This window comes from Salmonella enterica subsp. enterica serovar Typhimurium str. LT2, assembly GCF_000006945.2.
Classification (GTDB): domain Bacteria; phylum Pseudomonadota; class Gammaproteobacteria; order Enterobacterales; family Enterobacteriaceae; genus Salmonella; species Salmonella enterica.
Genome location: NC_003197.2, coordinates 138,315 through 151,053 on the forward strand (window position 1 = coordinate 138,315; position 12,739 = coordinate 151,053).

Below are 12,739 nucleotides of genomic sequence, written 5' to 3' on the forward strand. Positions count from 1 at the left end.
ACAATTTACACAAGGGGCAATTGTGAAACTGGATGAAATCGCTCGGCTGGCCGGTGTCTCGCGCACAACTGCAAGCTACGTTATAAACGGTAAAGCAAAGCAATACCGCGTGAGCGACAAAACCGTAGAAAAAGTCATGGCGGTAGTGCGTGAGCACAATTACCATCCTAACGCTGTGGCTGCCGGGCTGCGTGCTGGACGCACACGTTCCATTGGTCTGGTGATCCCGGACCTTGAAAACACGAGCTACACCCGTATCGCAAACTATCTTGAGCGCCAGGCACGCCAGCGTGGCTACCAACTGCTGATCGCCTGTTCTGAAGATCAGCCGGATAACGAAATGCGCTGCATTGAGCACCTTTTGCAACGCCAGGTGGATGCAATCATTGTTTCAACTTCGTTACCGCCGGAGCATCCCTTCTATCAGCGCTGGGCCAACGATCCGTTCCCCATCGTCGCGCTCGACCGCGCGCTGGATCGCGAACATTTCACCAGCGTGGTCGGCGCCGATCAGGATGATGCCGAGATGTTGGCGGAAGAGCTGCGTAAATTCCCGGCGGAAACGGTGCTTTATTTGGGCGCGCTGCCGGAGTTGTCCGTCAGTTTCCTGCGCGAGCAGGGGTTCCGCACCGCATGGAAAGACGATCCGCGGGAGGTGAATTTCTTATATGCCAACAGCTATGAGCGCGAAGCCGCCGCGCAGTTGTTTGAGAAATGGCTGGAAACGCATCCTATGCCGCAGGCGCTCTTTACGACATCGTTCGCGCTATTACAGGGCGTGATGGACGTAACGCTGCGGCGCGATGGAAAACTGCCTTCGGATTTAGCGATTGCGACCTTCGGCGATCATGAGCTGCTGGATTTTCTGCAATGCCCGGTACTGGCGGTGGCGCAGCGTCATCGTGATGTCGCGGAACGCGTGCTGGAGATTGTGCTGGCAAGTCTTGATGAACCGCGTAAACCGAAACCCGGCTTAACGCGTATTCGGCGAAACCTTTATCGTCGCGGCATTCTGAGCCGTAGCTAAAGGACCGGCGGTAAAAGACTCTCTCTTCTGCCGCCGTCAAACAAATGCGTATCAGTAAAAATATCCCTTAAATAATTAAGATTATTCCTTAAAATTATCCGAAAATTCTTTTTTATTACCTTTCTTTTGTCCGAAATCGTCCACATTCCACTAATTAAGACGTAACGAGTCTTTTCCTTTGTATTGTTTTGTTACAAGCAGGCAAGAAATCGTCGAATTAACAGCCACTTTTTGTCTTTGGCGCGACAGTCGCTCGTAGGCGCTGGTATAGCAGGCACCGCACACGTTAAACAGGCACTGTTAACACGGTGCAATATGTCCTAAAATGCCGCTCGCGTCGCAAACTGACACTTTATATTTTTCTCGGATTATATTGAGTCCGTTTTAAACGGCGGTGGGCCTTTGGTTTTTTTCTTACAAATATTCATAACGTTAATTTGGCTTGCACGCTGGGCGGAAATTAATCAACGCAGATATTCGCCGTAAACATTGGCTTTTTTACTTAGGTAAGCGTTGTGACTTGCTTGACAAGCTTTTCCTCCGCTCCGTAAACTCCTTCGAGTGGGAATTTGTGGGATAAAGTGGTAAGAAGGGGTGAGACTGGCATGTTCCGGGGGGCAACGTTAGTCAATCTCGACAGTAAAGGGCGCCTGACCGTGCCGACCCGTTATCGGGAGCAACTGATCGAGAGCGCTACCGGTCAAATGGTATGTACCATTGACATCCATCACCCATGCCTGCTGCTTTACCCCCTGCCTGAATGGGAAATTATTGAGCAAAAGTTATCTCGTCTGTCGAGCATGAACCCGGTAGAACGTCGCGTACAGCGTTTACTGTTGGGCCATGCCAGCGAATGTCAGATGGATGGTGCAGGTCGATTACTGATCGCGCCAGTTCTGCGGCAACATGCCGGACTGACGAAAGAAGTGATGCTGGTTGGACAGTTCAACAAATTTGAGCTGTGGGATGAAACGACCTGGTATCAACAGGTCAAGGAAGATATCGACGCTGAACAGTCAGCTACCGAAACGTTATCGGAGCGGCTGCAGGACTTGTCTCTATAAGATGATGGAAAATTTTAAACACACTACGGTACTGTTGGATGAAGCCGTTAATGGGCTGAATATTCGTCCGGATGGTATCTATATTGATGGCACATTTGGTCGCGGCGGCCACTCGCGCCTGATCCTCTCGCAACTGGGCGAAGAGGGGCGCTTGCTGGCGATCGATCGCGATCCGCAGGCGATCGCCGTTGCGCAGACCATTAATGATCCTCGCTTCTCCATCATTCATGGACCTTTTTCCGCGCTGGCTGATTATGTAGCCGAGCGCGAGCTTACCGGCAAGATTGACGGGATCCTTCTCGATCTTGGCGTCTCTTCTCCGCAGCTTGACGATGCGGAGCGCGGTTTTTCATTTATGCGCGACGGTCCGCTGGATATGCGAATGGACCCGACGCGCGGCCAGTCTGCCGCCGAGTGGTTACAAACGGCGGAGGAAGCGGATATCGCCTGGGTGCTGAAAACATTCGGCGAGGAGCGTTTTGCCAAACGTATTGCTCGCGCCATTGTTGAGCGCAATCGCGAACAGCCGATGACCCGCACCAAAGAGCTGGCGGAAGTGGTTGCGGCGGCGACCCCGGTAAAAGACAAATTCAAACATCCCGCGACCCGTACCTTCCAGGCGGTGCGCATCTGGGTAAACAGTGAACTGGAGGAGATAGAGCAGGCGCTAAAAAGCTCGCTCAGCGTACTGGCCCCAGGCGGGCGGCTTTCAATCATCAGTTTCCACTCGCTGGAAGACCGTATTGTGAAACGCTTTATGCGTGAGCAAAGCCGCGGTCCGCAGGTACCGGCGGGATTACCGATGACGGAAGCGCAGCTCAAAAAACTGGGCGGTCGTGAGTTACGAGCGTTAGGCAAGTTGATGCCGGGTGAAAAAGAGGTAGCTGAAAATCCTCGGGCCCGTAGTTCAGTTCTGCGTATCGCAGAGAGGACGAACGCATGATCAGCAGAGTGACAGAAGCCCTAAGCAAAGTGAAGGGATCGATAGGAAGCAACGAGCGCCATGCCTTGCCTGGCGTGATCGGTGACGATCTTTTGCGGTTCGGGAAGCTGCCACTCTGCTTGTTCATTTGCATCATTTTAACGGCGGTGACGGTGGTCACGACGGCGCACCATACTCGTTTACTCACCGCGCAGCGTGAACAATTGGTTCTGGAGCGCGATGCATTGGACATTGAATGGCGCAACCTGATCCTTGAAGAAAATGCGCTCGGCGATCACAGCCGGGTGGAGCGGATCGCAACGGAAAAGCTGCAAATGCAGCATGTTGATCCGTCCCAAGAAAATATTGTAGTGCAAAAATAAGGATAAACGCGACGCATGAAAGCAGCGGCAAAAACGCAAAAATCGAAACGCCAGGAAGAACAGACCAACTTCATCAGTTGGCGTTTTGCGTTGCTGTGCGGCTGTATTTTACTGGCGCTGGTTTTTTTACTTGGACGCGCGGCGTGGCTACAGATTATCGCCCCGGATATGCTGGTGCGTCAGGGCGATATGCGTTCGCTGCGTGTTCAGGAAGTCTCCACCTCACGCGGTATGATTACCGACCGTTCCGGGCGTCCACTGGCGGTCAGCGTACCGGTTAAGGCGATCTGGGCCGACCCGAAAGAAGTTCATGACGCCGGCGGCATCAGCGTTGGCGATCGCTGGAAAGCGCTTTCTACTGCGCTCAATATTCCACTCGATCAGCTCTCCGCCCGTATCAACGCCAACCCGAAAGGGCGTTTTATTTATCTGGCGCGCCAGGTAAATCCTGACATGGCGGACTACATCAAAAAACTCAAACTGCCGGGGATTCATTTGCGTGAAGAGTCCCGCCGCTACTACCCGTCAGGAGAAGTAACCGCTCACCTCATCGGTTTTACCAACGTCGACAGTCAGGGGATTGAAGGCGTTGAAAAGAGCTTTGATAAGTGGCTTACCGGTCAGCCTGGCGAGCGAATCGTGCGTAAAGACCGCTATGGCCGCGTGATTGAGGATATCTCCTCCACTGACAGTCAGGCAGCGCACAATCTGGCGTTAAGCATTGATGAACGCTTACAGGCGCTGGTTTACCGCGAACTGAACAACGCGGTGGCGTTTAACAAGGCGGAATCCGGTAGCGCGGTGCTGGTCGATGTCAATACCGGTGAAGTACTGGCGATGGCGAATAGCCCTTCCTATAACCCCAACAACCTTGCCGGTACGCCGAAAGACGCGATGCGTAACCGTACCATCACCGACGTGTTTGAACCGGGTTCTACGGTTAAGCCGATGGTGGTGATGACTGCGCTTCAGCGCGGTATCGTCAACGAAAATACGGTGTTGAATACCGTTCCATACCGAATTAACGGCCACGAAATTAAAGACGTGGCGCGCTACAGCGAATTAACCCTGACCGGGGTTCTACAGAAGTCGAGTAACGTCGGTGTATCCAAACTGGCGTTAGCGATGCCGTCCTCAGCGTTAGTAGATACTTACTCACGTTTTGGGCTAGGAAAGGCGACCAATTTGGGGTTGGTCGGAGAACGCAGTGGCTTATATCCTCAAAAACAACGGTGGTCCGACATAGAGAGGGCCACCTTCTCTTTCGGCTACGGGCTAATGGTAACGCCGTTACAGTTAGCGCGAGTCTATGCAACCATCGGCAGCTATGGCATTTATCGCCCGCTGTCGATTACCAAAGTTGATCCGCCTGTACCCGGCGAACGCATCTTCCCTGAATCCACCGTACGCACCGTGGTGCATATGATGGAAAGCGTGGCGCTGCCGGGCGGCGGCGGCGTGAAGGCAGCGATTAAAGGCTACCGTATCGCGATTAAAACCGGTACGGCGAAAAAAGTGGGGCCGGACGGTCGCTACATCAACAAATACATTGCTTACACCGCAGGCGTCGCGCCTGCGAGTCAGCCGCGCTTCGCGCTGGTGGTTGTCATCAACGATCCGCAGGCGGGTAAATACTACGGCGGCGCCGTTTCCGCGCCGGTATTTGGTGCCATCATGGGCGGCGTTCTGCGCACCATGAACATCGAACCGGACGCGCTGGCAACGGGCGAAAAAAATGAATTCGTAATTAATCAAGGCGAGGGAACAGGTGGCAGATCGTAATTTGCGCGACCTTCTTGCTCCGTGGGTGGCTGGACTACCCGCGCGAGAACTGCGAGAGATGACGCTCGACAGCCGTGTGGCTGCGGCGGGCGATCTCTTTGTGGCAGTGGTGGGTCATCAGGCGGACGGGCGTCGATATATCCCGCAGGCGATAGCGCAAGGCGTAGCTGCCATTATTGCAGAGGCGAAAGACGAGGCGAGCGACGGTGAGATTCGCGAAATGCACGGCGTACCAGTCGTCTATCTCAGCCAGCTCAATGAGCGTTTATCTGCGCTGGCGGGCCGCTTTTACCATGAGCCATCTGAAAACATGCGTCTGGTGGCGGTGACCGGCACCAATGGCAAGACCACCACCACCCAACTACTGGCGCAGTGGAGCCAGTTGCTCGGCGAAACCAGCGCAGTGATGGGAACGGTAGGCAACGGACTGTTGGGTAAAGTGATCCCGACGGAGAACACAACCGGTTCCGCTGTGGATGTTCAGCATGTGCTGGCCAGTCTGGTTGCGCAGGGCGCGACCTTCGGCGCGATGGAAGTCTCTTCTCACGGCCTGGTGCAGCATCGCGTGGCGGCGTTGAAATTTGCCGCCTCCGTGTTTACTAATTTGAGCCGCGACCATCTCGACTATCATGGCGATATGGCGCATTACGAGGCGGCAAAATGGATGCTTTATTCCACCCACCATCATGGTCAGGCAATCGTCAACGCCGATGATGAAGTTGGACGCCGCTGGCTGGCGTCGCTACCCGATGCGGTCGCGGTATCAATGGAAGGGCATATCAACCCTAACTGTCACGGTCGTTGGCTGAAAGCGGAGGCGGTGGAGTACCACGACCGCGGAGCGACGATTCGTTTTGCTTCAAGCTGGGGTGAAGGCGAAATCGAAAGCCGCTTGATGGGCGCGTTTAACGTCAGCAACTTACTGCTGGCATTGGCGACGCTACTGGCGCTGGGCTATCCGTTAACGGATTTGCTGAAAACCGCCGCGCGTTTGCAGCCGGTTTGCGGGCGTATGGAAGTGTTCACTGCGCCAGGCAAACCGACGGTGGTGGTGGATTACGCGCACACGCCGGATGCGCTGGAAAAAGCGTTGCAGGCGGCGCGTCTGCATTGCGCCGGAAAATTGTGGTGCGTCTTTGGCTGTGGCGGGGATCGTGACAAAGGTAAGCGCCCACTCATGGGGGCCATTGCCGAAGAATTCGCGGATATCGTCGTGGTGACTGACGATAACCCGCGTACCGAGGAGCCGCGCGCCATTATCAACGATATTCTGGCCGGAATGCTGGACGCCGGGCAGGTCAGGGTAATGGAAGGCCGCGCTGAGGCGGTAACCAATGCCATTATGCAGGCAAAAGACAATGACGTCGTGCTGATTGCAGGTAAAGGGCACGAGGATTACCAGATTGTCGGCACGCAGCGTCTTGATTATTCAGACCGCGTGACCGCAGCGCGTTTGCTGGGGGTGATCGCATGATTAGCGTAACGCTCAGCAAAATTGCCGATGTCCTTGGCGCCGAACACCGCGGGGCGGATCTCACGCTCGATACGGTCATTACCGACACACGGAAAGTGACGCCGGGATGCCTGTTCGTGGCGCTGAAAGGGGAACGCTTTGATGCGCATGATTTTGCTGATAAAGCAAAAGCGAACGGCGCTGGCGCCCTGCTGGTCAGTCGTCCTCTGGATATCGATCTCCCGCAGGTGATTGTAAAAGACACGCGTCAGGCATTTGGCCAACTGGCCGCCTGGGTACGTATGCAGGTACCGGCGCGGGTGGTGGCGTTAACCGGTTCGTCCGGCAAAACCTCGGTCAAAGAGATGACCGCCGCGATTCTTAGCCAGTGCGGAAATACTCTGTATACCGCAGGCAATTTTAACAACGACATCGGCGTGCCGATAACGCTGCTGCGCTTAAACCATGATTATGACTATGCGGTAATCGAGTTAGGCGCTAATCACCAGGGAGAAATCGCCTGGACCGTTAGCCTGACGCGCCCGGAAGCGGCGCTGGTCAATAACCTGGCGGCGGCGCATCTGGAAGGCTTCGGCTCGTTGGCCGGCGTGGCGAAAGCGAAAGGCGAAATCTATACCGGTTTGCCTGAGAACGGTATCGCGATTATGAATGCCGATAATAATGACTGGCTGAACTGGCAAAGCATTATTGGCGATCGTCTGGTGTGGCGCTTTTCGCCGAATGCGGCAAACAGCGACTTTACCGCTGCGAATATCCACGTGACGTCACACGGTACCGAATTTACCCTGCAAACGCCGATGGGCAGCATTGATGTGCTGCTGCCGTTGCCGGGGCGGCACAATATTGCCAACGCGCTGGCGGCCGCTGCTTTATCAATGGCGGTGGGGGCTACGCTGACGGCGATTAAAGCAGGGCTGGCGGCGTTAAAAGCCGTACCCGGGCGTCTGTTCCCGATTCAGCTAAGTGAAAACCAACTGGTACTGGATGACGCTTATAACGCCAACGTTGGTTCGATGACCGCCGCAGTGCAGGTCCTTTCTGAAATGCCCGGCTACCGCGTGCTGGTGGTAGGCGATATGGCCGAGCTGGGCGCAGAAAGCGAAGCGTGCCACCTCCAGGTTGGTGAGGCCGCAAAAGCGGCGGGTATTGATCGCGTGTTAAGCACCGGAAAACTCAGTCAGGCTATCAGCCACGCCAGCGGCGTCGGCGAACATTTTGCCGATAAAGCCGCGCTCATTGCGCGTTTACACGCTCTGCTTCAGGAGCAACCAATGATGACTATTTTAGTGAAAGGATCACGCAGCGCCGCGATGGAAGATGTGGTTCATGCGTTACAGGAGAAAGGTTCATGTTAGTTTGGCTGGCCGAGCATTTGGTCAAATATTATTCCGGCTTTAACGTCTTTTCTTATCTGACGTTTCGCGCCATCGTCAGCCTGTTGACCGCGCTGTTCATCTCTTTATGGATGGGCCCGCGTATGATCGCTCGTCTGCAAAAACTCTCTTTTGGCCAGGTGGTACGTAACGATGGCCCGGAATCGCACTTCAGTAAACGCGGTACGCCGACGATGGGCGGCATCATGATCCTGACGTCGATTGTGATTTCCGTTCTGTTATGGGCTTACCCGTCTAACCCGTACGTCTGGTGCGTGCTGGTGGTATTGATCGGCTACGGCATTATCGGTTTTGTCGATGACTACCGCAAAGTGGTGCGGAAAGATACCAAAGGGCTGATTGCGCGCTGGAAATATTTCTGGATGTCGGTTATCGCGCTCGGCGTGGCCTTTGCGCTTTATCTCGTCGGGAAAGACACGCCCGCGACCCAACTGGTGGTGCCGTTCTTTAAAGATGTTATGCCGCAATTGGGGCTGTTTTACATTCTGCTGTCCTACTTTGTCATCGTCGGTACGGGTAACGCCGTGAACCTGACCGACGGGCTTGATGGTCTGGCGATTATGCCGACTGTCTTCGTTGCCGCCGGCTTTGCGCTGGTGGCCTGGGCGACCGGGAACATGAACTTCGCCAATTACCTGCATATTCCGTATTTACGCCATGCGGGCGAGCTGGTGATTGTCTGTACGGCGATTGTCGGCGCGGGATTAGGATTCTTGTGGTTTAACACCTATCCGGCGCAGGTTTTTATGGGCGATGTCGGATCGCTGGCGTTGGGCGGTGCGTTGGGCATTATCGCCGTGCTGCTGCGTCAGGAATTTCTGCTGGTGATCATGGGCGGCGTCTTTGTGGTGGAAACTCTGTCGGTCATCCTGCAGGTGGGTTCCTTTAAACTACGCGGACAGCGTATTTTCCGTATGGCGCCTATCCATCACCACTATGAACTGAAAGGCTGGCCGGAACCGCGCGTGATTGTGCGCTTCTGGATTATTTCGCTGATGCTGGTGCTGATTGGCCTGGCAACGCTGAAGGTACGTTAATCATGGCTGATTACCAGGACAAAAACGTCGTCATTATTGGTCTGGGCTTAACCGGACTCTCTTGCGTGGACTTTTTTCTCGCCCGCGGCGTGACGCCGCGGGTGATGGATACTCGCGTGACGCCGCCGGGTCTGGATAAGCTGCCGCAAGAGGTTGAGCGTCACGTTGGCGGCCTGAACGACGAGTGGCTCTTAGCGGCGGATTTAATCGTCGCCAGCCCTGGTATTGCTCTGGCGCATCCCTCTCTTAGCGCTGCCGCCAGCGCTGGAGTGGAAATTGTCGGCGATATCGAACTGTTTTGCCGCGAAGCGCAAGCGCCGATTGTGGCCATCACCGGCTCGAACGGCAAAAGCACCGTGACCACCTTAGTGGGCGAGATGGCGAAAGCGGCGGGCGTCAATGTCGGCGTTGGCGGCAATATCGGTCTTCCGGCGCTGATGCTGCTGGATGCCGATCGCGAATTGTACGTGCTGGAATTATCCAGTTTCCAACTGGAAACTACCTCAAGTTTGCAAGCGGCGGCGGCAACGGTGCTCAACGTCACTGAAGATCATATGGACCGGTATCCGTTTGGTTTGCAACAGTACCGGGCGGCGAAACTGCGCGTCTACGAGAAGGCGAAAGTGTGCGTAGTGAATGCCGATGACGCGTTGACGATGCCGGTACGCGGGGCCGATGAACGCTGCGTTAGCTTTGGCGTCAATATGGGCGATTATCACCTTAATCGTCAGCAGGGCGAAACCTGGCTGCGAGTCAAAGGCGAGAAGGTGCTGAACGTGAAAGAGATGAAGCTTTCCGGTCAGCATAACTATACCAATGCGTTAGCGGCGCTGGCGCTGGCGGATGCCGTAGGTCTGCCGCGCGCCAGCAGTTTGAAGGCGTTGACGACATTTACCGGTCTGGCGCATCGCTTCCAGCTGGCGTTGGAGCATAACGGCGTACGTTGGATCAACGACTCGAAAGCGACCAACGTCGGCAGTACCGAAGCGGCGCTAAACGGTTTGCATGTGGACGGTACGCTACATCTGCTGCTGGGCGGCGACGGTAAGTCGGCAGACTTTTCTCCGCTGACACGCTATCTGACCGGCGATCGTATCCGCCTGTATTGCTTTGGGCGCGATGGCGCGCAGCTTGCCGCACTGCGTCCGGAAATCGCCCAACAGACTGAGACGATGGAAGAGGCGATGCGTTTGCTGGCGCCGCGCGTTCAGCCGGGTGATATGGTGCTGCTGTCGCCCGCTTGCGCTAGCCTCGATCAGTTTAAAAATTTTGAGCAACGGGGCGATGTCTTTACCCGTCTGGCGAAGGAGTTAGGTTGATGCGTTTATCTCTCCCCCGTCTGAGAATGCCGCGCGTACCAGGCTTTGGCCTCCTGGCCTGGCTGTTTGCGGCGCTTAAAGGCTGGGTGATGGCTTCGCGCGATAAAGACGCCGACAGTCTGATCATGTATGACCGCACGCTGCTATGGCTGACCTTCGGGCTGGCGGCGATTGGTTTTGTCATGGTGACGTCGGCCTCCATGCCAGTCGGGCAGCGCCTGGCGAACGATCCGTTTTTGTTTGCCAAACGTGATGCGCTCTATATCTTCCTGGCATTTTGTCTGGCGATGGTCACGCTACGTTTGCCCATGACCTTCTGGCAAAAATACAGCACGACGATGCTGATTGCGTCGATCATTATGCTGCTTATCGTGTTGGTCGTCGGGAGCTCGGTTAACGGGGCGTCGCGCTGGATTGCGCTGGGGCCGCTGCGTATTCAGCCTGCGGAGTTTACCAAGCTGTCGCTGTTCTGCTACCTCGCGAACTATCTGGTGCGTAAGGTTGATGAGGTGCGAAATAACCTGCGCGGCTTTTTAAAACCAATGGGCGTGATTCTGGTGCTGGCGGTGTTACTGCTGGCGCAGCCTGACCTCGGGACGGTGGTCGTACTGTTTGTCACCACGCTGGCGATGCTGTTTCTCGCCGGGGCGAAATTATGGCAGTTCATCGCCATTATCGGGATGGGCATCTCGGCGGTGATTCTGTTAATCCTCGCCGAACCGTATCGTATTCGTCGCGTTACTTCGTTCTGGAACCCCTGGGAAGATCCGTTCGGCAGCGGTTATCAGCTGACGCAGTCGCTGATGGCTTTTGGTCGCGGTGAGATATGGGGGCAAGGGCTGGGGAATTCGGTGCAGAAACTGGAGTATTTGCCGGAGGCGCACACCGATTTCATCTTCGCCATTATTGGGGAAGAACTGGGTTATATCGGTGTGGTATTGGCGCTTTTAATGGTATTCTTCGTCGCTTTTCGCGCGATGTCGATTGGCCGTAAGGCATTGGAGATTGACCACCGTTTTTCCGGATTTTTAGCGTGTTCTATCGGTATCTGGTTTAGTTTCCAGGCGCTGGTAAACGTTGGCGCGGCCGCGGGGATGCTGCCGACCAAAGGTCTTACGCTGCCGCTGATCAGTTATGGCGGGTCGAGTCTGTTGATTATGTCGACGGCCATTATGTTTTTATTACGTATTGATTATGAAACGCGTCTGGAAAAAGCGCAGGCGTTTACACGAGGTTCTCGATGAGTGGTCAACCGAAGCGGTTAATGGTGATGGCGGGCGGTACCGGCGGGCACGTGTTCCCGGGACTGGCCGTTGCGCATCATTTAATGGCCCAGGGCTGGCAGGTTCGCTGGCTGGGTACCGCCGATCGTATGGAAGCGGATTTAGTGCCGAAGCATGGCATCGACATTGACTTTATTCGGATCTCCGGTCTACGCGGTAAAGGCGTAAAAGCGCTTCTGGCGGCGCCGCTGCGGATTTTTAACGCCTGGCGGCAGGCGCGGGCGATCATGAAGCGGTTTAAGCCGGATGTCGTGCTGGGAATGGGCGGTTATGTTTCCGGCCCCGGCGGTCTTGCCGCATGGTCATTGGGTATTCCGGTCGTCTTGCATGAGCAAAACGGTATCGCCGGGCTAACCAATCAGTGGCTGGCCAAAATCGCGACCACAGTGATGCAGGCGTTTCCCGGTGCGTTTCCGAACGCGGAAGTGGTGGGTAACCCGGTGCGTACCGACGTACTGGCGTTGCCGTTGCCGCAGGTGCGTCTGGCCGGTCGTGACGGCCCGATTCGCGTGTTGGTGGTCGGCGGTTCTCAGGGGGCGCGAGTCCTGAACCAGACGATGCCGCAGGTTGCCGCCAGACTGGGCGATACGGTTACAATCTGGCATCAAAGCGGAAAAGGCGCGCAGCTCACGGTAGAGCAGGCATATGCCGGGGCGGGACAACCGCAGCATAAGGTAACGGAATTTATCGATGACATGGCCGCCGCCTATGCGTGGGCGGATGTAGTGGTATGTCGTTCCGGCGCTTTAACGGTGAGCGAGATCGCCGCCGCCGGGTTACCGGCGATATTCGTGCCGTTTCAGCATAAAGACAGGCAGCAGTACTGGAATGCGCTGCCGTTAGAAAACGCCGGCGCAGCTAAGATTTTTGAGCAGCCGCAGTTTACTGTAGAGGCTGTCGCCGACACCCTGGCGGGGTGGTCGCGCGAGGCGTTGTTAACCATGGCGGAGCGTGCCCGCGCGGTATCCATTCCGGATGCTACCGAGCGCGTCGCCAGTGAAGTTAGCCGGGTTGCCCGGACATAATTTGTGGCGGTGCCTTTTGCATCGCAGGG

11 protein-coding genes and 11 other annotated features are annotated in these 12,739 nt (G+C 55.7%); all 11 genes read left to right on the forward strand.

The window, feature by feature from the left end:
• Window positions 1-11: 11 nt before the first annotated feature.
• Window positions 12-17: a ribosome-binding site (putative RBS for fruR; RegulonDB:STMS1H000498), on the forward strand.
• Window positions 12-1,027 (forward strand): transcriptional repressor of fru operon and others gene (gene fruR, locus STM0118; RefSeq protein NP_459123.1). Within the gene, window positions 23-1,027 belong to an annotated coding region; the region does not span the whole gene. (Overlaps the previous feature by 6 nt.)
• A 589-nt stretch (window positions 1,028-1,616) precedes the next feature.
• Window positions 1,617-1,622: a ribosome-binding site (putative RBS for yabB; RegulonDB:STMS1H000499), on the forward strand.
• Window positions 1,617-2,091 (forward strand): putative cytoplasmic protein gene (gene yabB, locus STM0119; protein ID NP_459124.1). Within the gene, window positions 1,633-2,091 belong to an annotated coding region; the region does not span the whole gene. (Overlaps the previous feature by 6 nt.)
• Window positions 2,074-2,079 (forward strand) — a ribosome-binding site (putative RBS for yabC; RegulonDB:STMS1H000500). Its footprint overlaps the gene before it by 6 nt.
• Window positions 2,074-3,034 (forward strand): putative S-adenosyl methionine adenyltransferase gene (yabC, locus tag STM0120; RefSeq protein ID NP_459125.1). Within the gene, window positions 2,093-3,034 belong to an annotated coding region; the region does not span the whole gene. The genes yabB and yabC overlap by 18 nt, the downstream gene beginning before the upstream one ends.
• Window positions 3,019-3,024: a ribosome-binding site (putative RBS for ftsL; RegulonDB:STMS1H000501), on the forward strand. It overlaps the preceding gene by 6 nt.
• The gene (ftsL, locus tag STM0121; protein ID NP_459126.1) for a cell division protein occupies window positions 3,019-3,396 on the forward strand. Within the gene, window positions 3,031-3,396 belong to an annotated coding region; the region does not span the whole gene. The genes yabC and ftsL overlap by 16 nt, the downstream gene beginning before the upstream one ends.
• Window positions 3,395-3,400, forward strand: a ribosome-binding site (putative RBS for ftsI; RegulonDB:STMS1H000502). It overlaps the preceding gene by 2 nt.
• The gene (ftsI, locus tag STM0122; protein NP_459127.1) for a division specific transpeptidase occupies window positions 3,395-5,178 on the forward strand. Within the gene, window positions 3,412-5,178 belong to an annotated coding region; the region does not span the whole gene. It overlaps the preceding feature by 6 nt. The genes ftsL and ftsI overlap by 2 nt, the downstream gene beginning before the upstream one ends.
• Window positions 5,155-5,160, forward strand: a ribosome-binding site (putative RBS for murE; RegulonDB:STMS1H000503). Its footprint overlaps the gene before it by 6 nt.
• Window positions 5,155-6,652 (forward strand): UDP-N-acetylmuramoylalanyl-D-glutamate 2,6-diaminopimelate ligase gene (gene murE, locus STM0123; RefSeq protein NP_459128.1). Within the gene, window positions 5,165-6,652 belong to an annotated coding region; the region does not span the whole gene. The genes ftsI and murE overlap by 24 nt, the downstream gene beginning before the upstream one ends.
• Window positions 6,635-6,640: a ribosome-binding site (putative RBS for murF; RegulonDB:STMS1H000504), on the forward strand. Its footprint overlaps the gene before it by 6 nt.
• The gene (gene murF, locus STM0124; RefSeq protein NP_459129.1) for a D-alanine:D-alanine-adding enzyme occupies window positions 6,635-8,007 on the forward strand. Within the gene, window positions 6,649-8,007 belong to an annotated coding region; the region does not span the whole gene. The genes murE and murF overlap by 18 nt, the downstream gene beginning before the upstream one ends.
• Window positions 7,987-7,992, forward strand: a ribosome-binding site (putative RBS for mraY; RegulonDB:STMS1H000505). (Overlaps the previous gene by 6 nt.)
• Window positions 7,987-9,083, forward strand: a protein-coding gene (gene mraY, locus STM0125) for a phospho-N-acetylmuramoyl-pentapeptide transferase (RefSeq protein ID NP_459130.1). Within the gene, window positions 8,001-9,083 belong to an annotated coding region; the region does not span the whole gene. The genes murF and mraY overlap by 21 nt, the downstream gene beginning before the upstream one ends.
• Window positions 9,072-9,077, forward strand: a ribosome-binding site (putative RBS for murD; RegulonDB:STMS1H000506). (Overlaps the previous gene by 6 nt.)
• Window positions 9,072-10,402, forward strand: a protein-coding gene (murD, locus tag STM0126) for a UDP-N-acetylmuramoylalanine-D-glutamate ligase (protein ID NP_459131.1). Within the gene, window positions 9,086-10,402 belong to an annotated coding region; the region does not span the whole gene. The genes mraY and murD overlap by 12 nt, the downstream gene beginning before the upstream one ends.
• Window positions 10,388-10,393, forward strand: a ribosome-binding site (putative RBS for ftsW; RegulonDB:STMS1H000507). (Overlaps the previous gene by 6 nt.)
• Window positions 10,388-11,646, forward strand: a protein-coding gene (gene ftsW, locus STM0127) for an essential cell division gene (protein ID NP_459132.1). Within the gene, window positions 10,402-11,646 belong to an annotated coding region; the region does not span the whole gene. Before murD ends, ftsW begins: the two co-directional genes overlap by 15 nt.
• Window positions 11,633-11,638, forward strand: a ribosome-binding site (putative RBS for murG; RegulonDB:STMS1H000508). (Overlaps the previous gene by 6 nt.)
• Window positions 11,633-12,710, forward strand: a protein-coding gene (gene murG / locus STM0128) for a UDP-N-acetylglucosamine:N-acetylmuramyl-(pentapeptide) pyrophosphoryl-undecaprenol N-acetylglucosamine transferase (RefSeq protein NP_459133.1). Within the gene, window positions 11,643-12,710 belong to an annotated coding region; the region does not span the whole gene. The genes ftsW and murG overlap by 14 nt, the downstream gene beginning before the upstream one ends.
• Window positions 12,711-12,739 lie beyond the last annotated feature (29 nt).